This is a genomic window from Candidatus Nomurabacteria bacterium (genome assembly GCA_020631975.1).
Classification (GTDB): Bacteria; Patescibacteriota; Saccharimonadia; order Saccharimonadales; family CAIOMD01; genus JACKGO01.
The window spans coordinates 256,995-276,216 of the sequence record JACKGO010000001.1 but is presented as its reverse complement, the minus strand read 5'-3'; the positions used below and the strand labels follow the sequence as shown (position 1 = coordinate 276,216).

21 protein-coding genes and 5 tRNA genes are annotated in these 19,222 nt (G+C 40.7%); 19 read left to right on the top strand and 7 right to left on the bottom strand.

Translation table 11 applies throughout. The features are described 5' to 3' along the window. Positions 1 to 301: 301 nt before the first annotated feature. The 11 genes from H6795_01475 (at position 302) to rpmG (ending at position 4,878) form a co-directional block, all read left to right on the top strand. Positions 302 to 388 (top strand) — tRNA-Leu (locus tag H6795_01475). A 32-nt stretch (positions 389 to 420) separates the two neighbouring features. Further along, on the top strand, positions 421 to 1,455 hold the full coding sequence (gene trpS, locus H6795_01470; GenBank protein ID MCB9817190.1) for a tryptophan--tRNA ligase: 1,035 nt from the start codon (positions 421 to 423) through the stop codon (positions 1,453 to 1,455). A gap of 7 nt (positions 1,456 to 1,462) precedes the next feature. Then, entirely contained in the window at positions 1,463 to 2,317 is an 855-nt protein-coding gene (locus H6795_01465) for an RluA family pseudouridine synthase (protein ID MCB9817189.1), read from the top strand. After that, complete coding sequence (locus tag H6795_01460) at positions 2,314 to 3,150, top strand: hypothetical protein (GenBank protein ID MCB9817188.1); 837 nt, start codon at positions 2,314 to 2,316, stop codon at positions 3,148 to 3,150. The genes H6795_01465 and H6795_01460 overlap by 4 nt, the downstream gene beginning before the upstream one ends. A gap of 9 nt (positions 3,151 to 3,159) precedes the next feature. Continuing rightward, positions 3,160 to 3,816: a tetratricopeptide repeat protein gene (locus H6795_01455; protein ID MCB9817187.1), complete on the top strand. Its 657-nt coding sequence runs from the start codon at positions 3,160 to 3,162 to the stop codon at positions 3,814 to 3,816. Positions 3,817 to 3,875: 59 nt separating this feature from the next. Continuing rightward, a tRNA-Thr gene (locus tag H6795_01450) sits at positions 3,876 to 3,951 on the top strand. 135 nt (positions 3,952 to 4,086) lie between these two features. Next, positions 4,087 to 4,172: transfer RNA gene (locus tag H6795_01445), tRNA-Tyr, on the top strand. 5 nt (positions 4,173 to 4,177) lie between these two features. Beyond that, a complete protein-coding gene (locus tag H6795_01440) occupies positions 4,178 to 4,351 on the top strand; it encodes a hypothetical protein (GenBank protein ID MCB9817186.1) in 174 nt (57 codons plus the stop codon). Beyond that, positions 4,331 to 4,405, top strand: a tRNA-Thr gene (locus H6795_01435). The genes H6795_01440 and H6795_01435 overlap by 21 nt, the downstream gene beginning before the upstream one ends. 5 nt (positions 4,406 to 4,410) lie before the next feature. Then, on the top strand, positions 4,411 to 4,596 hold the full coding sequence (locus H6795_01430; GenBank protein ID MCB9817185.1) for a PspC domain-containing protein: 186 nt from the start codon (positions 4,411 to 4,413) through the stop codon (positions 4,594 to 4,596). 75 nt (positions 4,597 to 4,671) lie between these two features. Then, the gene (rpmG, locus tag H6795_01425; protein MCB9817184.1) at positions 4,672 to 4,878 is read left to right on the top strand and encodes a 50S ribosomal protein L33; all 207 of its coding nucleotides are present in this window, start codon (positions 4,672 to 4,674) and stop codon (positions 4,876 to 4,878) included. A 51-nt stretch (positions 4,879 to 4,929) separates the two neighbouring features. On the opposite strand, the gene H6795_01420 is transcribed toward rpmG, so the two are convergent. Genes H6795_01420 through H6795_01410 form a run of 3 tightly spaced genes read right to left on the bottom strand, consistent with a single transcriptional unit; the run spans position 4,930 to position 9,292 of the window. After that, positions 4,930 to 6,864, bottom strand: a complete 1,935-nt coding sequence (locus H6795_01420; GenBank protein MCB9817183.1) for a glycoside hydrolase family 15 protein — start codon at positions 6,862 to 6,864, stop codon at positions 4,930 to 4,932. A 2-nt stretch (positions 6,865 to 6,866) separates the two neighbouring features. Next, positions 6,867 to 8,081, bottom strand: a complete 1,215-nt coding sequence (locus H6795_01415) for a polysaccharide deacetylase family protein (protein ID MCB9817182.1) — start codon at positions 8,079 to 8,081, stop codon at positions 6,867 to 6,869. Further along, on the bottom strand, positions 8,081 to 9,292 hold the full coding sequence (locus H6795_01410; GenBank protein ID MCB9817181.1) for a glycosyltransferase family 4 protein: 1,212 nt from the start codon (positions 9,290 to 9,292) through the stop codon (positions 8,081 to 8,083). Before H6795_01410 ends, H6795_01415 begins: the two co-directional genes overlap by 1 nt. Before the next feature lie 157 nt (positions 9,293 to 9,449). Here H6795_01410 and H6795_01405 point away from each other — a divergent pair, with 157 nt between their 5' ends. Beyond that, positions 9,450 to 10,169: a hypothetical protein gene (locus tag H6795_01405; GenBank protein ID MCB9817180.1), complete on the top strand. Its 720-nt coding sequence runs from the start codon at positions 9,450 to 9,452 to the stop codon at positions 10,167 to 10,169. On the opposite strand, the gene H6795_01400 is transcribed toward H6795_01405, so the two are convergent. Then, a complete protein-coding gene (locus H6795_01400; protein ID MCB9817179.1) occupies positions 10,105 to 11,070 on the bottom strand; it encodes a DUF4931 domain-containing protein in 966 nt (321 codons plus the stop codon). The two genes, H6795_01405 and H6795_01400, sit on opposite strands and share 65 nt — an antisense overlap. 72 nt (positions 11,071 to 11,142) lie before the next feature. Next, entirely contained in the window at positions 11,143 to 11,736 is a 594-nt protein-coding gene (locus H6795_01395) for a sortase (protein ID MCB9817178.1), read from the bottom strand. 163 nt (positions 11,737 to 11,899) lie between these two features. Here H6795_01395 and H6795_01390 point away from each other — a divergent pair, with 163 nt between their 5' ends. The 4 genes from H6795_01390 to H6795_01375 all read left to right on the top strand — a co-directional run bounded on the left by H6795_01390 (position 11,900) and on the right by H6795_01375 (position 14,913). Next, a complete protein-coding gene (locus H6795_01390) occupies positions 11,900 to 13,231 on the top strand; it encodes a hypothetical protein (protein MCB9817177.1) in 1,332 nt (443 codons plus the stop codon). 277 nt (positions 13,232 to 13,508) lie between these two features. Continuing rightward, on the top strand, positions 13,509 to 14,009 hold the full coding sequence (gene msrA / locus H6795_01385) for a peptide-methionine (S)-S-oxide reductase MsrA (GenBank protein ID MCB9817176.1): 501 nt from the start codon (positions 13,509 to 13,511) through the stop codon (positions 14,007 to 14,009). A 121-nt stretch (positions 14,010 to 14,130) separates the two neighbouring features. Next, positions 14,131 to 14,607, top strand: coding sequence for an ATP-binding protein (locus tag H6795_01380; protein MCB9817175.1), 477 nt, complete (start codon positions 14,131 to 14,133; stop codon positions 14,605 to 14,607). Between the two features lie 93 nt (positions 14,608 to 14,700). Further along, the gene (locus tag H6795_01375; protein MCB9817174.1) at positions 14,701 to 14,913 is read left to right on the top strand and encodes a hypothetical protein; all 213 of its coding nucleotides are present in this window, start codon (positions 14,701 to 14,703) and stop codon (positions 14,911 to 14,913) included. A 70-nt stretch (positions 14,914 to 14,983) separates the two neighbouring features. On the opposite strand, the gene H6795_01370 is transcribed toward H6795_01375, so the two are convergent. Continuing rightward, a tRNA-Trp gene (locus H6795_01370) sits at positions 14,984 to 15,059 on the bottom strand. A gap of 89 nt (positions 15,060 to 15,148) precedes the next feature. On the opposite strand from H6795_01370, the gene H6795_01365 reads away from it, so the two are divergent. From H6795_01365 to H6795_01355, 3 genes are read left to right on the top strand one after another with little or no spacing between them, the layout of a single operon-like run. Beyond that, on the top strand, positions 15,149 to 15,814 hold the full coding sequence (locus H6795_01365) for an ATP-binding protein (protein MCB9817173.1): 666 nt from the start codon (positions 15,149 to 15,151) through the stop codon (positions 15,812 to 15,814). 3 nt (positions 15,815 to 15,817) lie between these two features. Then, entirely contained in the window at positions 15,818 to 16,531 is a 714-nt protein-coding gene (locus H6795_01360) for a M48 family metallopeptidase (protein ID MCB9817172.1), read from the top strand. A gap of 23 nt (positions 16,532 to 16,554) precedes the next feature. Further along, on the top strand, positions 16,555 to 17,670 hold the full coding sequence (locus tag H6795_01355; GenBank protein ID MCB9817171.1) for a PAS domain-containing protein: 1,116 nt from the start codon (positions 16,555 to 16,557) through the stop codon (positions 17,668 to 17,670). Here H6795_01355 and H6795_01350 read toward each other — a convergent pair whose 3' ends face one another. After that, on the bottom strand, positions 17,671 to 19,167 hold the full coding sequence (locus tag H6795_01350; protein ID MCB9817170.1) for a glycosyltransferase: 1,497 nt from the start codon (positions 19,165 to 19,167) through the stop codon (positions 17,671 to 17,673). Between the last annotated feature and the right edge of the window lie 55 nt (positions 19,168 to 19,222).

Here is a 19,222-nt window from a genome sequence, read left to right as displayed (position 1 = left end):
ACTGAACGGGCAGTAAACCCGGACAAGCATACAAAGTAAACATGCCGGCCCGCGCGAGGCCTAGAGATGCTACCAGGGGCAATAACAAGCCTTGGGGGTCATCATCGCGCGCGAAGACGCCAAGCAATGAACAGAACCGGCCCGACACTCCACGCGTAGAGTCGGGCCTCTTTTTAAAGCGACTAATATACTAGTAACCATAGTTTACACATAAAAACATTTGTACGTAGCTAGTATGAGGCATAATACTATCGCGTATCACCAGCAAGTAATCTATAATTAGTATTATAACCAAACATAGGCGGATGTGGCGGAACTGGTAGACGCGCTAGTTTCAGAGACTAGTGGTAGCAATATCGTGGAGGTTCAAGTCCTCTCATCCGCACCAATACGACAGATATAAGGTATACTTAAAAGATAATGGCAAAAGAGACTATTTTAACAGGCATTAGAAGTAATGATGAAGTAACACTGGGTAACTATCTTGGTGCATTTTTGCCAATAGTTGATATGGCAAAGCAACATGCTGATGAATACCAGGTAAATATGTTCGTACCTGACTTACATTCGTTTACCACCCCAATTGACCACAGTAAACTATACGCCCAGACAATGCGCAACCTAAGGCTGTTTGTTGCCGCCGGTTTACCAATAGATCACCAAGATGTAATTATTTACCGCCAAAGCTATATAGCGGCCCACAGCGAGCTTGCCTGGATATTAAGTTGTTTTACCGGCTTTGGTGAGGCTAGCAGAATGGTGGAATTCAAAGATAAGTCACAAAAAATAGGCGCCGATAGGGTAAGCGTTGGTTTGTTTAATTACCCAATATTAATGGCCGCCGATATTTTATTGTACAGAGCGAAGTGGGTACCAGTCGGCGAAGATCAAAGGCAACATCTAGAATTGGCCCGTGATATTGCCCAAAGATTTAATAACAAATTTGGTGATATATTTATTGTTCCTGCAGACGTGAAAGCTCAATCGCAATTTATTGACCGTGATGCCGCACCACGAGTGCGTAGTCTACGTAATCCAGAAGCCAAAATGAGTAAAAGCATTGATGACCCAGCTGGTACAATTTTGTTAAGCGATAACCCAGACGAAGCTGCCAAAAAGGTTATGGGCGCCACAACCGATAGTGTTGGGAAGGTAAATTTTGATTGGCAAAACCAGCCTGGTGTTACTAATTTGCTGCAAATGTTGGCATTACTATCTGGTGAACCACAAGAAAGTATAAACGCAAAGTGGGTTGGTATAGAAAGATACGGCGATTTAAAGGCTGCCGTAGCAGAATCTACTAAAAATACTCTGGCTAATTTACAATCTGAATACGAAGCTACCAACGATAGTCAATTACAAGAAAAGCTAACCACTAGCGAAGCAATTGCCAGGCAGATCGCTGACCAAACTTTGCTAAAAGTACAGCAGGCTGTTGGCTTAAGACCGCGTTAACGATTGTATGAAGAAAACCATTATAAACGATCTAAATACCGCTCAAAGAGCTGATGTCTTATTGGCGAGTGCTTATCCTGAATACTCAAGAGCAGCATTGGCTAAATTATTTGATATGGAACAAATTACAAAGTCAGACGTTACTATAAAGGCAGGTGACAGGATTCAACCTGGCGTTGCAATTGATGCAGATGTATCGGAAATTCTCAAAAAAGCCGATGTCATTGAACTTCCTATAGTGTATGAAGATGCTAACGTTATTGTTATTAATAAGCCAGCAGGCATAATAAGTCATGCACGGGGCCGTTACTGGGATGAAGCATCGGTGGCAAGTTTTGTACGTGACAGGGTATCGGGCCTATATGGTGAACGCGCTGGCATTGTGCATCGGTTAGATAGAGCAACGAGTGGTGTCATGGTGTGTGCCAAAAATTCAGAAACCGTCGCCTTTATGCAAAAACAGTTTTCATCGCGTAATGTCTATAAAACGTACATAGCGATTGTACAAAAAGATGTAGAACCAGAAGCTGGTATTATAGATGTACCATTAGCGCGAAACCCCAAAAACCCTAAAACGTTTCGGCCTGACCCATCAGGAAAAGAAGCAAAAACAGAATACAAAGTAGTGAAGAGTGGCGAAACGTATAGCACCTTACAATTGCACCCATTAACGGGGCGCACCCATCAGCTACGAGTGCACTTACAATACATAAAACACCCCATAGTAGGTGATGGATTGTACGGCGGCGAACCTGCAGACAGGCTGTATTTGCACGCAGCAAGCTTAGAAATAACATTACCTGGTGGTGAACGTACAGTTTTTACTGCACCAGTTCCACCAGTATTTAGTACTAAACTATGAGTGATCTTGTTATAAACCCAATAGTGAAACGGCATATAGATGCGTATATTGCCCATCCGCCGCATGCTGTATTAATATATGGCAAACAATCTTCTGGTAAAAAAACCCTCGCAGCGTATTTAGCTTTGGGTATAAAAAATTCACGCACACACTCAACCATCATGTACATACACCCCTTAGAAGATAAAAAAACAATTGGTATAGACCAAATCAAGCAGCTAAAAGTACTTTTAAGAACGAAAAGTGCTGCGTATAGAATCATTATTATTCCAGACGCAGACATATTAACCATAGAAGCCCAAAACAATTTTTTAAAACTCCTTGAAGAACCACCAGAAAACGTTCTTTTTATACTTACATCTAGTAGGCTGCATGGTTTACTTGTGACAGTTCGCTCACGTTTATTAAAAATTCGTTATGTACCACCGACACATGCACAAGAGCAAGCATTTGTATCAAACATGACTAGCGCAGACGCAAATAAGTATATAGCAATCGCAGATGGCAGGATTGGGCTTCTATATGCACTACGTAATAATGACCAATCGAGTGATATATTACAAAATATTGAACAAGCCAAAGAAATTCTCAGTGAACCGTTCATTGATAGATTGGCGAAAGTAGATACACTCAGCAAAGATGCTACGAGCCTAGCTACGCTGCTAGATGCTTTGTTTTTAACCTGCAATGCTGCATTAACCCACGCAGTGACAGCAGGACGCTCATATACCCAGTGGCTCAATAGGTTAGACGCTATAGAATCAGCTAATACACAGATACAACGTAATATTTCGGCAAAGCTTGTGCTTGATCGGCTATTTTTAGTGTTATAATAGAATGCAATGACATCTATATTAGTTTTGGTGGTTATTGCTGCGTTGCTTATACGGACTGCGTATGTTCGTACTGACGAAATTGAAGATATACCAGAAAAAGTAGGTGCAAAGTTAGGCAAGCTTTGGGAAATCGCTCATCAGGGTATGCGCGAAAATAAATTATTGCGAGCAGAAAAAGCCTTACTTACAATACTAAAGATAGATGAAAAAAACGCTGCAGCGTATAATCGCCTAGGAATTTTGTATGCAAAACAAAAAGAGTACGACGACGCTATAGATTGTTTTGAAATCGCCTCGTCTATAGAAAAAAGTGCTTCTAGTTTGCATAATTTGGGGCTTATTTATTACGAAACCGGTAATTATACCAAGGCGTCTATTGCTTTTGAAGAAGCACTCGACATGGAAGAAGAGCTCGCAGCGCGTCATATTGCGTATGCTAAAGTCCAAGAAAAGTTGGGTAATGATAAAAAAATGCTACAAGAGCTAGAGCGTGCAGTAGAACTAGAGCCAGCCAGAGAAACCTATGTGTTGTTAGCTAAAGCCTACGAAATCCACGGTGAGGATGAAAAGCTTGCAGCATTAAAGAAAAAACTTAAACGTAAAGAAACAAAAAAAGCCGGTCGCCCGCGTGCAATCAACCGACCCAAGAGAGTTGTCGTTTAACAGTTGCAGATAGCGCCTATGTTTGATACGATACTCATTGGCTAATTGTATCTATTAGTGCCGACATAGCTCAGTGGCCAGAGCGGCTGTTTTGTAAACAGCGGGTCGTGGGTTCGAATCCCTCTGTCGGCTCCAGAATAACATTGGTTATTCTTGGGCGCAGTGCGAGAGCGCCTAAACCCTTTGACTTGCCGTGAGGGTAGTCAGGGAAGTGTTTTAACAATACAATTGGAGTATGTAGTACTTGACCTCAAGCTACATACTCTTTATGCAGGGTTAGTGAAGCGGTCAAACACGACAGACTGTAAATCTGTTGGCTTATGCCTTCGTAGGTTCGAATCCTACACCCTGCACCACATATATGAGTAATTATGATCCACATCGTTTTGCAGAAACTCAGTCAACACATGGCTTAGAGCATAATCCCCTTGGCAATATTGATGCTGACTATCTATTAGATAATAGGCACAACCTAGGGTTGCTGCAAGAAATGATGGGCAGCACAGCGTATGATGCCGTTGTAGCTCAGGGGTAGAGCACTTCCATGGTAAGGAAGGGGTCTCGGGTTCAAATCCCGACAACGGCTCCATAAATATGAAAAAGTTATATCGTTCACGCACAAATTCAGTATTGTTTGGTATATGTGGAGGCATAGCCGAATACTTTAATATAGATGCTACTGTCGTTAGAGTGGCTACTGTCGTACTTGGTGTATTATCTGGTGGTACCATTGTACTTGCATATATATTATGTTTATTCATTATGCCAAAAGCGCAATGAGCTGAACCAACTATTGCTTTTAAAGGGTATTTGCAGTAAAATAATAAGTTGAAAGTATGTAGAGGCTAATTAATTATGGCAAAAAAATCAACCAAGCGTAAAACAATTGGATTAGTGTGTGAAGAAACGGGACATCGGCATTACTATACCCGTAAGAACACTCAAAATAGCCCAGACAAACTGCGTCTGCGCAAGTACAATCCTGTAGTACGGCGTCACACCGTCTATGTAGAAACGACCAAGAACCTAGGCCGTAACGTAGTCAAACCACGAAAGAAATAGCCTAAAGTCGTAGCAGTTATAGCATCCGCTACGTTATCGTGTAGCGGATATTTACTGTGTTCCGCTAATATCAAGAATCGTATTAATAAGTTCAGTGTGGCTCCATACTAACGGAGCAACGCCCACCGCATAGCCGGTTTCTGGGTGTACTTGTTCACTTAGTATGCCACTATCTAGGCTATGTGACAGTGACCAATCTATGAGTTCTTTGGCTTTATCTGGCTGTTGCCTCTGTACATAATACTGCGCAAGCCATAATGTGCACACAAACCATGGATTCGGTTGCGCATCTTCTGATGTTTTCATGTAGTTATCGTTTTCGTATCGCACGACTCCACCGATAGTTTTGTTAACGAGGTTACTTTCTATAGCTTCTACCGTGTGAACAACTGTTGGATCGTTTAATTTTACTTTTGTAAACATGGTAAGTCCGTATAACGTGGACATATCCAACGTGTTATCAAACTGTAGATTACCATCTGGCAGGCGCAGAAGTCCTTTACGATACGCTTGCCTATCAGGGTCGTACAGCAAGGGGAGTGATGATTCTATACTATCTGCAACCTGCATCCACTGAACGGCGTCGTCTGGGTATCCAAACTGGTCAGCAAAGCTACTTGCTCGCCGTAATGCGCGTATAACAGTAGCAGTGGTATAGGTTGTTGTTAAAAATTTCTCTTCCCATAAATCGTAGCTCGCATGCGGCAAGTTTGTGTCTTCTTCTATGAATTTACTAATAAACATTGCAGCCGGCTGGATTAATGTGGCATACAGCGATTCGGTAAATTCGGCATCCTTACTATAATCATAATATTCACCCAACATTATAAGGATTATTGCAGTTTCGTCTTCTTGTATTGCCAGCTCCGAACGACTATTGTGCACCAGTGGGTGCCAGGTACTCCCAATTGCTCTATCTGGCTGATACTTATGGAGCAAATAGCCGTCTTTATGCATCGTATCACGACAGAATTCAAAGAATTTAATCGCTTCTTTGTAATAACCCATTCTTATAAGTGGCCATATAGCATATGCCCCGTCGCGGGGCCATACATAACAGTAGTAATCTCGGCCATAATTAAATATGCTACTATCACCACTCGCTAAAATACCACCTCGTTTGTCTATATGTGCTTTAATGACAAGCAATGATTTTTTTACATGATCTTGATACTCAGGCGCAATTGTTTCTAGTGCGCTGTCACCCTGTTTTAACCACTTTGCCCATGTATTTCGGGCAATCTGTTCACGCTTATCTATACCGTGTCGCAAAAAATCTGCGTGGATAGCTTGTGACTCATACTGTGAGCTACTCGCAATAATCCAATAGTCAACTTCAGCCGTTGTATGTGGATCTAGCGGTATAGAAAACCGTATGACAGAATCTACGCCACCATGTTCTACGGCGTTGCCAGACAATTCACCATCAGCTGCATCAATAAAAGTACCAGCTTTGCCTTCTATGCCGTAATTACCAACAGCAAATTGGTCTAGAGAGTGACCGTCTTTTGTTTGCCCACATATAAGCAAGGCACAACGGCCTTTATAATCTAAAATGTAATTACCGTCAGGTTCATAAAAAGCTGTGTCGGCACGGCCAGATTTAGATATTTCAAAAACCTGATGCATAAACAGACGAATATCTCTGCGAGTATTACTTTCATTGGTTACTGATATGCGTCGTATAAAGGCGTTTGTTTGCGTGTCTACAAAATCTTTTGTGCTGATTTTTATGCCAAGACTTTCATGTGATAGTTCTACTCTACCAATAAGCGCATCTGTTTCTAGCTGAATATCTACCTGCCAGGAATCATCATCTACCCAAGAAAACGTACCATCTACCCATACACCAATTTTATGGTGCACACTTCTGGCGGTTGTAAGATTATCTAACCCCACATATGGGTAATAAAAATCATGGACTAAGCCGGCTTCATTCAAGCCAACCATTAGCTGGCCATTACTCAGCATGACTGGTCTAGCCACGCTTAAACAAACCCTTTCTCTGCAAGGCGGAACTGCAAGTCGTGCCACGCATTCATAAAGTTCGTAAACGCTTCGTACGGGCTGGTATAAGGGCTAAAATATGCGTGTACATCACCGTCTTTAAACCATTTGGTACACATATAGTAAAAATGATCACTGGTTTGTAGTTTACGCCAGTCTGCCACGATATCGGCGTCACCACAACGTAGTACTTTATCTTCGAGCTGATATATGGCATGTATTGCTTCGTGCTGCATACTATTACCAAGCCATGCAGTTAAATCTCGTTCAGTGTCGGCCCATGTAATTGTTTGCGGTATATCAACATAATCGTTGGCTTCAAAGCTATAGACAGATTCGCTAATAGTCATAAACGTGCGATCATCACGGCTATTTTTCCATATATGTGGCATGGCTTTCATAAAATCAAATATACCTGTGCTCGCCCATTGGTGCTCGCCAAACGTTTCATAATCCATAAACAAATTAAATACTTGGGCATTATCCATCGCTGCACCAAGCCACGATACATACTTTTCGGCACTGAGGGGCCATTCTTCCCATTCTTGGTTACCAAACCGAAACGCAATATCGTCACTTAGCTTATAATTCTTAAGTAGTAATTTAATATTTTCTGTGTAAGCTGGACGGTACACAAAATTAGGGCTACGCCATCCTAAAATAGGGTCCCAACCTTCTGTAATTATGGCTTTATAACCCGCTTTATCTGCCCAATAAGCTAAATCGTTATTGTAACTAAGTTCGGTGTTTCGGAATGCCGTAGGGGTTACACCAAACACTTCTTGGACTTTTTGGCGGTGCATAAGTACTTGGGCTTCAAATTCTGCACGCGAATAAAAGAAGGCCAAACTGTGGTGGTAGGTTTCTGCCACAATTTCTACTCGGCCACTTTTTACGAGTTCCTGGAAAGAATATAGTACGTCTGGAGCCCACTCGGCCAGTTGATCAATGAGCATACCAGGTATAGACAAACTAAATTTAAAGTCTTCTATTGTGTCTAATAATTCTTTGAGCACCGCGTTCATTGGTCGGTATGATTTTTCGGCCACTTTTTCAACAATAAACCGGTTGTTGGTTAGTGCGTGCGGGCTTGCGTCATTAAAGTATTGATGGTCGCTTCCGGCATCAAATATAGTGTAATGTCTAATACGGTAGGGCTGATGAACGTGTAAGTAAAGGCTAATAGCTTGCTTCATTACTTAGCCCCCACAAGTTGAACGTGCTGCGTATATGCGCCTACAAGCTTATGTGCTGTAGCGTCCCACGATAGCTTAATGAATTCTGCAAAACTTTGGGTGTGAAGTTCGTCACGTAAACTATCGTGTGATACAACGGCGTGTATTTGGTTGGCCATTTCTTGGACATCCCAAAAATCTACTTTTAAGCAGTTGGTAATAACCTCGGCAACACCACTTTGCTTGCTAACAAGTGCGGGCGTCCCATAGCCTATTGCTTCTAGTGGTGTGAGTCCAAATGGCTCAGAAACACTTGGCATTACAAATAAATCGGCAATTGCAAAAGCGTCACGTAAATTTTTACCTCTTTGAAAATCAGTAAACACGACGTTTTTAGCAATGCCTAAATCGGCCGAAAGCTGTAATAATTCTTGATACTGTTCACCAGACCCAACAATCAAAAAAATGGTCTTAGGTGAGCGCGAAACGACATCTTTGGCTGCGAGCAGTAGGTTATATAAACCTTTCTGTACGGTAAGTCTGCCAACATTCGCCACTACCCTGTAGCCATGGGACTTCATTTTTTCTAAATAACGGTAGGCGTTATGGGGGTCTAGGTCTTGGTATATAGCAGTGTCTATACTGTTATGTACAACATCTATTTTGTCTTGTGGAATGTCGTATTCTTTGGTAATTACATTTTTTGTATGTTGGCTGACGGCAATGATTTTATCTGCCAACATAAGCCCCATGTATTCTATTTCATGTACAAGCGGATTGCCTGATTTACCACCAGCGCGGTCAAACTCGGTCGCGTGTACATGAGTGATTAGCGGCTTGCCACTTATTTCTTTAGCACGGAGCGCAGCCCGAAAAGTAAGCCAATCATGCGCATGAATAATGTCAAATTCACCTAATGTAGTAATACCCTCGACAGATTTGACGTAACGTTCTGTTTGCTCATGGATAGAAATATGCTCTATAGATTTATCGTTATAAATATAGCTAAAACTGTCATAGGCCATGCCACCTTTTTGGATTTCCTTGACATTAAAAGGCGTAGCCGGGGTTACCTTCATAAAATGTATATCATCGTGCGGGGCAGTGTACGGCACGATAAATTCAATATCTACCCCTTTATGAGACAGTGCTTTGCACATATGATAACACGCGACACCAAGCCCTCCGCTATTATGCGGTGGCAGTTCCCACCCAAGCATAAGTACCTTCATATTTTTGGTATTTTAACCTTTTGTTATGTTTATGCTTTTAGTATAGTACTCTTACAGCGTAAAAACAACCATAAATGATGTGAAAAAGTCTATAAATTGTTGCGTAATTGTAATTATATAAACTTAAAATATTACTGCTATAATTTAAACACTTAATATGCAGCAAAACCCAAGCTATAATTACTTTCAATCGCGCGCTCAGGCAGGGGCCATTATTGCACAGTATGCCCAAAAATATCGGTATGAAGACACTATAGTTTTAGCACTTTCACCAGGGGCAGTATTGGTTGGAGCAGAACTCGCCAGAAACCTCCATAGTCTCATTGCCATGCTTTTAACAAAAGATATTTATTTACCAGATGGCCGGACAATGGTCGGTATTATTAACGAACAAGGTGGATTTATACATAACAACTCGTTTTCTACTGGTGAAATAGAAGAATTTGAGTCTGAATACCGTAACCATATAGAGCAAGCAAAGCGTGAATCTATACGTAATATGCATGTGGTGTTGGGGCAAGGTGGTGAAATATCACCAAGTTATTTTAGAAACAGGGTTGTCATAGCCGTCACAGATGGAGCCCTTAGTGGTACCAGTTTTGATATGGTGTATGACTTTTTAAAGGCAATTCACTATAAAAAACTCGTTATGGCTACACCTGTAGCATCTGTAGATGCGGTAGATAAAATGCATGTGCTGGCAGATGATCTTATATGCTTGTCTGCCAAAGAAAACCTTTTTGATATTAATCACTACTACGAAGATAACACGCTGCCAGATAAGCAACAGACGTTGCAGCTTCTAAACGATATTATTTTGCAATGGCATAGTGTTGAGCAGGCAACAGGGAACCAACGTGCTGGCGGTACTCCTTAGCCGCACGCTCTGGGGGTACAGAATTCACGGTAATATCTGTCGCCATTTCTAATCCTCCAAACACTTTTGGTGCGCCAATGCGTGGCGTTATACGTATGTAGGTATGAGTGCCAGCGTGATGCATGTCATTAATGTAATAGTTATAATCGAGTTTTTGCATGTCTAGCATATGTATAGACATTTTTAGCAGCGTAGCCATGTCATATTTAGTATCATCGTGTAGTTTTGACAAACTGCTAGAATGTTTTTTAGGGATAATCAGCAGCTCATATGGGTATTCTGAAGCAAACGGACATAGCGCAATAGCATGGTCTAGCTCGTAAGCAACCCGCACATTGTCCGTAAGCTCGGTTCGAATAACATCGCATATTGCACAGTTGCCATGCTTTTGCTTGTAATGGGCAAGTGCTTCGACTTCTGTAAGCACTTTTTCTGGTACAAATGGAAAGCCAAACACTTGGCTATGGCTATGTTGCAGTGTTGCACCAGCATGCGGGCCATTGTTTTTAAATACCGATACATAGCGAATGTGGGGTCGTTTTTTAAGAGCATCAGAACGATGCGCATAGGTGTCTAACAGCATTTTTATGGTGTATACTGAATGGTCGCTAAAATTAGTGATGTGGGCTGGGGATTCAATAATTACTTCTTGGTATCCATAAGCGTGCTTTTGATGCTCTGTCAGGGCACCATATGGGTTACGTACCGATTTTATTACCCACCCATCGCTAGACTGCACACTGTACATACACTCTTCGTGGCTATTACACAGTACACACGCAGCTTGGTTCGCCACAGTAATGCTTTCTGTGAAAGAAGTTGGCCTGGCAGATCTGCGTGGAGCCACAATAACCGTTTTAGGCAAATAATAGTGACGACGTATTTCGTTTCCGTATAGCATTTTTTGTATGTTTTGGTTTTAATGTATGTCTACTTACTAGCATACTCCATTACGTCAAACTTACAAAAAACATTAGCGTGTTGTATTGGGTGAGGCTTCTATAACATAACGGCCGGCGGCCGGTCCTCTCATTGAACAGCTATAGAGCGTTAGTTTTGGTTCTACGCTTGTGCTTTCAATATAAAGAGCGTTATCTGGTACCTCGTATTTTTTACTCACTGTGTAATCATACCACTGGCCTTCGTAAAAAATTCTTACGTTGTTACCTAATTCTAAAGTGTCAATTCTATAAAATGGCGATTTTGTTCTTGTTTGGCCAGGTGTATTACCCATTTCAAACCTATGAGCAGCCAATACAAAATTTCCACCCTGTGCAGGGTTGCCGTTTTCTGGTTGTCTGTGCCATGCGCCTAGTTCTAAGACGTCTTCGTTACCTGTGTAAAACGGTACTTCTACACCAATTTTTTCTATTTGTATCCGATTTCTATTATCGTTTTCGTCATCTTTCGTGTTTAGGTCAATTGGTGAAGCAGATACATAAGGAATAGACGGTAACCGTGGTGAAAGGAGTAAAATGCTTATGTATAGTGCGAAAACAGTGCACACTAAGCCCAATGCAATACCTGCTAGTGCACGTTTATTGGTCACTCGTTTAGGAGATTTCATATAGCTGTATTGTATAACAATCTGTCATAAATAATAGCAGTCAAATCTGGCTAGTATTAACAGGTTACAAGAAGCATAAGAACTATAGCCATACAACAAAACAAAATATTTGACAAGTACTATCTATAGGCATAGACTAAAATTATTAAACAAGGAGCTCGTGATGAGAAAAGGGATGTTTATTATTCCATTCTTTGCAACAGCAGCTTGTGCCGTGGGGTTTTTGGCGTATTCGCCATCTGCAGCAGCTGCCATAGATGGAGAAAATGGACCGATTGTCTATATAGACAATCAAGTACCAACAGAAAATGAAAACAGCGTTAATCCCGAGGATAGAGGAGTTATACTTCAAGAAGAAACCGTCAGTCAGGTCATTACAACTGGGCCAGATGGTACCAACGAGCAAGTAGCTGCAACAGAAGATGATACAATCACTGCAGCTGGTATTTCACCACCAACAGCCGAAGGTAATTACGATATCGCTTACGGAGTGGAATCTACAACCGATTGTGCAAAATATGAAAAAACTTGCGCTGTAGTCAATAAGGTTACAACCGATGGAGACGGCAACGTAGTTGAGGGACAAGACTTACTAACTAATTTAGATAGTTTAGTTAATGGAACGAAATGGTTCCCATCAAAAAGCTGGGTCAATAACTTATCTTATTCACCAGACGGCGAAACAGTGTTAGCTACGCAGTACAGCTACCAAATAGATAATCCTAAAGCAGCTATAGTTGCTATAGACAATGAATCTGGTACACCAACAACAATTGTTGGACCATCTAGCGATGTATATATAAACGCAGGTTATGCAGATAACGGCACAATCTATTACAGTAAAACTACATGGTTCAATACTGATATTTGGTACATATTACCTGGCGAAACGACTAGTCAGCAATTGACTACAACTAAAAATATGTCTGAATACTTTCTAGATGTTTCCCCAGACAACAAGTCAGTACTTGTTGCTGACGTAACATCTTCGCTCGACTGTTTATCAGCTTACGGAATGCTTGCAAATCGAGAATCTAGCTCGTATAACCACTGCAAATTCTACCTTATTAGTACAGTTGATGGAAGTGCTACTCCACTGAGCGAACTAAAAGATGAGATGTTTATTCCAGCCTATTTTTCACCAGATAACAGCTCACTAATTGGTACGGTTTATGGTCAACAGAACGAAAGTAAATCCTTTAAAAAGAATAATGTCACTCCACTATATACTGCAACATTTAACTTAACTACAAAACTTTTTGCTAAAGTTACCGACCGAGTTGGTATTGAGCAGTGGGCTCCGCTTGCGCAAGCTACACCTAATCCAACACCAGAAAGCCCAGCAGTAACTGTCGCTTCTGTACCAACCGTTGCTACAGGTGCAAAGCTTGCCTACACAGGCTCTAGCATAGCAGTGTACATAGCTGTACTTATTGTCCTAGCAGTCGTATCATCTGCATCAATCTTAGTAGGTGCTAAAAGCTACAAAAATTAATAACCTTATATAAAAATTGCAAATGCCTCGGTGTGTAACCATACCGAGGCATTTTTATACATTACAAACGTAAACACACACCACATAAAGTATATAAAACTGTATAACAATAAGCTCTACCCACAATCTGCCGGGTCCAGCCCGTCTTGTATAAATGTGGGGTCTCACAAACAAATGAGTGAATAAATATCTTTCAATGTATTAAAATATGCAAACAAACAACAAATCAAATATACGTCCATGCTACACACATTATTATTTATGAGATACTTAATGTATGGAAACTATAGTTTTAGCAGGGGGATGTTTTTGGGGAATGCAAGAGCTTTTTAGGGAGCAGATAGGCGTCACTCATACAGAAGTTGGTTACACAGGTGGCGAAAACGCAAACCCTACGTACCAATATCACCCTGGCCACGCCGAAGCCATACAGATTATTTATGACCCTAAAATTACTAGCTACGAAAATTTGCTTGACTTCTTTTTTAGAATTCATGACCCAACAACTAAAGACCGCCAAGGAAACGATATTGGTAGTTCTTACCGCTCGGCCATTTTTTACAAAAATGGCCAACAACTTGTTGTTGCAAAAAAAGTTATAGATGCTGTTAATGCGTCGGGTCTATATAAAAATAAAGTTGTTACCAAGCTTGAGCCACTAACTAAATTTTATAGCGCAGAAGATTACCACCAAGACTATTTACAAAAAAATCCAGGTGGCTACACCTGCCACTATATCCGTACAAACACACCTATTGCGCGTAATGCAAATAAGTAAAAAACGTTAAGTACACATAGAACGTATACCTAGGCTACTTTTTAATATGTTATAATATATAGTAATATTTAAGTAAATTAAACACTAGCAATTTACCAATTGCGCAAGTATTAAACCGTCTATGATATATAGTAATAAACTTAATGGTTATGGCTTATTGTATGGCCAAGGCCAAAATGATTGCGATGCACAATACGTGCCGTGGTTTGATGATAGAACAGACTATGTAAGTGCGCTAGAAGAAACGGGATTACTACTATCAGGTGAACCAGGTGCTGGTAAGAGCCATATAGCAGAAGATGTGTTGCAAGATAGCCTGCGCTTTGGTAAAGACTGCTTACAGATTATTTGCCATATTAATGGTTCTAGCGAAAAAGGCAGATCAGAAACTCAAAAATTAGTTACACAACTAGCACAAGCTAAAGAAAATGGAGCGCTTGTTCTAGATAATGCAGATTATGTTGTATATACTGGCGGGCGCCGTAAAAAAATATCTAACGCAAAATCTGCCCGCTATAGAAGCTTTTTAAGAAACGTTATAGAAACGTCTTACGATGCCGGCACCCACATATTTGCTACTAGCCACACTGCTATGTGACGCCAAAATCATAGCAGCATACCAGAAACAGAAGATGCTTTTTATGGTATATTTCCACGTGGCGCAGTTGTAGAAAAAGAGTTTACCGGCAGCATGACTGCAAGTAATGTCTACAGAATATTATGCTTACGTGGCGTAGAGTCTACCAAAGCACAGCAAATAACTAATGTTTTGCAATCACTGGGCAGTTTGTCTTTCCGTAACGCCTACCATATAGAAACACAAGAAACTACACCAGAAGCAGTAGCAGAAGCTGTACATAAAGTAGATGATATTAAAAATCAAAAAATAATAGGTGGCCGGTAATTACATTACAGCATCTGGTAGTAAAAAAATACCCAGAAAAAGCATCATAAATAGCGATAATATAAAAACGTGGCAGGGGAGACAGGGCTCGAACCTGCGGCCACTGGTTTTGGAGACCAGTGCTCTACCAACTGAGCTACTCCCCTAAATGCGAATAATTTACGCTAGCATATTATAGCACGCTACTCTAGACGACATCTACAACAATTGGCTAAAATATGGTATCGTATAATGGATGTCAAAAACGAAATTAAAGCGCCCAGTACTAATTTATTTGTATGGCATACCAGGTTCTGGTAAGTCTTTGTTGAGCCATAATCTAAGCAACGAGCTAGACATAGTTGTAGTTAGCAGCGACCGCTTGCGCTATGAACTATTTGAAGACCCACGTCATGATAAAACCGAAATTCAGATTATTGGCCAGTTGATGAATTACATGACAGAAGAATTTTTAAAGGCTGGTAAAAGTGTAATTTACGATATGTCTGTTAGTAGATTTGCAGACAGAAAAGAACTCCGTGAACTGGCCAAGAAAAACCATGCAAAAGATCTAATGATTTGGCTACAAGTTGATATTGAAACAGCGTGGGCACGCAGTAAAAACCGTGATAAACGTAAAGCAGAAGACAAGTATGCATCTGTACTAAGTCCTGATCAGTTTAAGCAGTATGTACACATAATGCAAAACCCACGCAACGAAGATTACGTGGTAGTAAGTGGCAAGCATCTATTCCCTAACCATAAATCAATTATTGTTAGAAAACTGCTTGAGCTAGGCGTTGCAGAAAGTGACGATGCAGCGTTTAAAGTTGCCAAACCAGAACTAGTTAATCTGGTGTCTAAAGCGCAAGCACAAGCTGGCAGAGTAGATTATTCGCGGCGCAACATATCTATTCAATAAAGTATGGCAACAACAAAAAGCGAATATATCGCTGATATTGGACACGTTCGTATAACAAAAAAACGGGGTGTCAAACGTATTTCTATGCGTATACATTCTAGTGGCGAGGTGCGTGTATCGCAACCGTACTATTTACCATATAGCGCTGGGGTATACTTTGTTAAATCGCACGCTGCTTGGTTGGTAAAGCAACGTAACAAAATAGCACCAATTACTATTACGAACGGAATGGCTATTGGCAAGCGATTGACACTGCAAATAGTTGATTCAGATACCATTCGCACGCGGCTCAAGGCAGGTACCTTATATGTATATGCACCGCTACAAGACGTGCAAAACCAAACAGACGCATACGTAATAGCTACTAAAAAAGCGATGAAAAGGGCATTAAATAAACAAGCCAAAGAGATTATTCCAGACAGAGTAGATTTTTTAGCTCGTCAGTTTGGCTATTCGTACAAGAGCGTTCATTGCAAACCACTCAGATCACGCTGGGGATCGTGTTCTAACAAAAAAGAACTTACATTTAATTGCTATATATTAATGTTGCCATGGGAAATCATAGATTACATTATTATGCATGAATTATCACACACCAAGCACATGAACCATAGTACGCAATTTTGGGACGAAGTAGCCAGTACCACGCCAGACTATATATTGCTACGAAAGCAATTAAAAGCCTTACAGCCAGGTGTTCACGCCTTCTATGTATAAGTAGGGTATAATTACAATTAAGCATGAGCACAACACCAAAAAAGAACCAATCTACCAACACTTCTACCGCTGCGCTCGAACACGAACGGCTAACTGCGCTTATAAACAGCATGGCAGATGCGGTAATTGCAGTAGATGAGCTCCAGAAGGTGGTTATATATAATGGTGCGGCACTGAACATTCTTGATGTTAACAAAGGTCTGAATGGTAAAAGAATTCGTGCATTATTGCATTTATTAGATAAAAATAATCAGATTATTGATGTAGAGCAGTTGATAGATCGAACCAGAACGCAATTTACAACGCGTGATGTCCGCCTAAAGTACCCTAACGGCGAAACTATTAATTTATATTTAAGTATTGCACCAGTGCATTTAGGGTATGCAATCAGAGGCCAGCGTGGCCATGTAATACTAATGCGCGATATCACCAGAGAAAAAAGTCTAGAAGAAGAACGTGACGAATTTATTTCTGTTGTGAGTCATGAACTTCGTACGCCAATAGCGATAGCAGAGGGCAATATAAGCAATGCGCAGTTTTCTGTTGATCGCGCTAGTAATGTTCCTGATTCTGTAAGCACGTCCTTAAAAGCAGCGTATGACCAAATAATTTTCTTGAGTGGTATGATAAATGATCTTGCGACATTGTCTCGCGCCGAGCGCGGCAAACTCACCACAGAAATAGAAGCTATCAATGCACATGACGTTTTACAGGACTTAAAGCAAGCATACCAACGCCAGGCAGAAGAAAAAGGTTTAAAACTAACCATAAAAGCCGACCCGCATTTAGAATTGTTACGTTCAAGCAAGCTTTATGTTAAAGAAATTTTGCAAAATTTTGTTACCAACGCAATAAAATACACGCAAGCAGGGTCTATAGAAATTAGCGCACATAAAAAAACCGGTGGAGTACGTTTTGACGTAACAGATACGGGCATTGGAATTAGTAAGACAGATAAACAAAAAGTATTTGATAAGTTTTTTAGAAGCGAAGATTATCGTACACGCCAAAGTAGCGGAACAGGGCTAGGGCTTTATGTAACCATGAAGCTAGCACGGCTTATTCATGCAGAAGTAGATTTACAAAGCGAAGTTAACGAAGGCTCTACTTTTTCTGTATATTTTCCTAATTTAGACTAATTAAAGGGCAGGTAGTTCAGTATATACAACGAGCTTTTTGGGAGCGACGTCTCTCCCCTTCCAGATAACTTTTGCAAATTCGTAGCGGAACATAGAAACGTGCAGCGCGAGTATATCTAGGCTAATCGCTATAGGAAAGTTAATAAGTGCAAACCAGTTAGCAACTGGGTTAGTAATGCTATTTATACAAACATGCGAAGTAATAAGTAAGACAATGCTCGCACTAATGAGGAGTAAGAGTAGTTGGTCAGCCTGTGCCACAACACATAACAGCAACGCTATAAATGGCCATGTAATAAGTAGCAGTAGTAGAGTTTGCATGAGCACTGTTTCTGGCCGACGATGAGCGTGTGGGTAGCGAGTGCGCACTTGGGTGTCCCATTGGCTCATAAAGTTTTTTTGAGTCGTTAGCTGCAATGTGGGTGACGTTCTTACAAACGCATACGATGACTGCTTAAAAAATTTTCGCGCTAGGTGCTCTTCTGGAATAATACTACGTTTATATGACAAAAAGCCCCCTAGCTGCATAAGCGCTGCACGATGTGCTATCCACGCAGTACTAAGAACTGGGGGTCTTTTTTTATATCTATTAGGTAGGGCAATTTCCCACCAATAGCGCATGGGTTGTATAGATATAGCAAGCAGCCCGCTTTTTACTCTTTTAGGCACTAAACCAATCATAGAGACATTTCTTGCAAGTATTTGTTCTGTAATTTTACGTAGTGATGACGTTTCTAGACGGACGTCTACACCCATAAAAAATACATAATCGCCAGACGCGTGTTCTAGGAGCGTTTGATACGCTCTGTTTTTAGATAACCAATCACCTGGAGTATGCTCCCACCCAATAAAACGTACACCATTTTGTGCAAATGACTTAATAATATCTGCTGTTGTATCCTGAGAATTATCGTCAAATACAAGTACTTCTAGTTTTGGGTAGTCGCTTGCAACAACAGAATTTAAGCAGTCTACCAACATTGGTGTTTCGTTTCTGGCTGCAATAGCAACAGTAAGTGTAGGTAAGTCTGAATCTGCCAGCACACGAGTGGCTACTGGTTTACTACGTAATATGTTAGCTACCGATGCATACAATATAACGACTGCGCTTAGTAAAGAAAGCATTGCCACCCCAATACTTATGTCTTGCACACTAACCTGCATAAGATTGAGTTGTTGTACGTATATCCCACACAGCACTAGTAGCTGCAAAGTAGCCAAAACAACAAAAGATTGCCAGGTAACCGAACGTAAATGCAGTTCTGGTAAGCGCCCGGTAATATTTTTAGCTATATTTATAAAGCGATACAAAGATACAAACAACAATAAAAATGCAAATTGCCACGTTACAAAAAACATAAATACTATTGATATCGCATTGGTAGCTACCGCCAGTATATGCAATGTATGTTTAGAACGCGTCTGTTGCACAACTCTTAAAAATGATAGAGCCTCAAAAACAATACTCGTAACAAGAAATGCAGTTGAAACAAGCACAAGCATATACTATAGCTTAGCACGATTTATGCTTTGACTTGAGTGATACAAACGT

Bases quoted from the DNA above. Each gene is read 5' to 3' on its own strand.
- trpS (MCB9817190.1), top strand. From the start codon at position 421: ATGGCAAAAGAGACTATTTTAACAGGCATTAGAAGTAATGATGAAGTA.
- H6795_01465 (MCB9817189.1), top strand. From the start codon at position 1,463: ATGAAGAAAACCATTATAAACGATCTAAATACCGCTCAAAGAGCTGAT.
- H6795_01460 (MCB9817188.1), top strand. From the start codon at position 2,314: ATGAGTGATCTTGTTATAAACCCAATAGTGAAACGGCATATAGATGCG.
- H6795_01455 (MCB9817187.1), top strand. From the start codon at position 3,160: ATGACATCTATATTAGTTTTGGTGGTTATTGCTGCGTTGCTTATACGG.
- H6795_01440 (MCB9817186.1), top strand. From the start codon at position 4,178: ATGAGTAATTATGATCCACATCGTTTTGCAGAAACTCAGTCAACACAT.
- H6795_01430 (MCB9817185.1), top strand. From the start codon at position 4,411: ATGAAAAAGTTATATCGTTCACGCACAAATTCAGTATTGTTTGGTATA.
- rpmG (MCB9817184.1), top strand. From the start codon at position 4,672: ATGGCAAAAAAATCAACCAAGCGTAAAACAATTGGATTAGTGTGTGAA.
- H6795_01415 (MCB9817182.1), bottom strand. From the start codon at position 8,081: ATGAAGCAAGCTATTAGCCTTTACTTACACGTTCATCAGCCCTACCGT.
- H6795_01410 (MCB9817181.1), bottom strand. From the start codon at position 9,292: ATGAAGGTACTTATGCTTGGGTGGGAACTGCCACCGCATAATAGCGGA.
- H6795_01405 (MCB9817180.1), top strand. From the start codon at position 9,450: ATGCAGCAAAACCCAAGCTATAATTACTTTCAATCGCGCGCTCAGGCA.
- H6795_01400 (MCB9817179.1), bottom strand. From the start codon at position 11,070: ATGCTATACGGAAACGAAATACGTCGTCACTATTATTTGCCTAAAACG.
- H6795_01395 (MCB9817178.1), bottom strand. From the start codon at position 11,736: ATGAAATCTCCTAAACGAGTGACCAATAAACGTGCACTAGCAGGTATT.
- H6795_01390 (MCB9817177.1), top strand. From the start codon at position 11,900: ATGAGAAAAGGGATGTTTATTATTCCATTCTTTGCAACAGCAGCTTGT.
- msrA (MCB9817176.1), top strand. From the start codon at position 13,509: ATGGAAACTATAGTTTTAGCAGGGGGATGTTTTTGGGGAATGCAAGAG.
- H6795_01380 (MCB9817175.1), top strand. From the start codon at position 14,131: ATGATATATAGTAATAAACTTAATGGTTATGGCTTATTGTATGGCCAA.
- H6795_01375 (MCB9817174.1), top strand. From the start codon at position 14,701: ATGACTGCAAGTAATGTCTACAGAATATTATGCTTACGTGGCGTAGAG.
- H6795_01365 (MCB9817173.1), top strand. From the start codon at position 15,149: ATGTCAAAAACGAAATTAAAGCGCCCAGTACTAATTTATTTGTATGGC.
- H6795_01360 (MCB9817172.1), top strand. From the start codon at position 15,818: ATGGCAACAACAAAAAGCGAATATATCGCTGATATTGGACACGTTCGT.
- H6795_01355 (MCB9817171.1), top strand. From the start codon at position 16,555: ATGAGCACAACACCAAAAAAGAACCAATCTACCAACACTTCTACCGCT.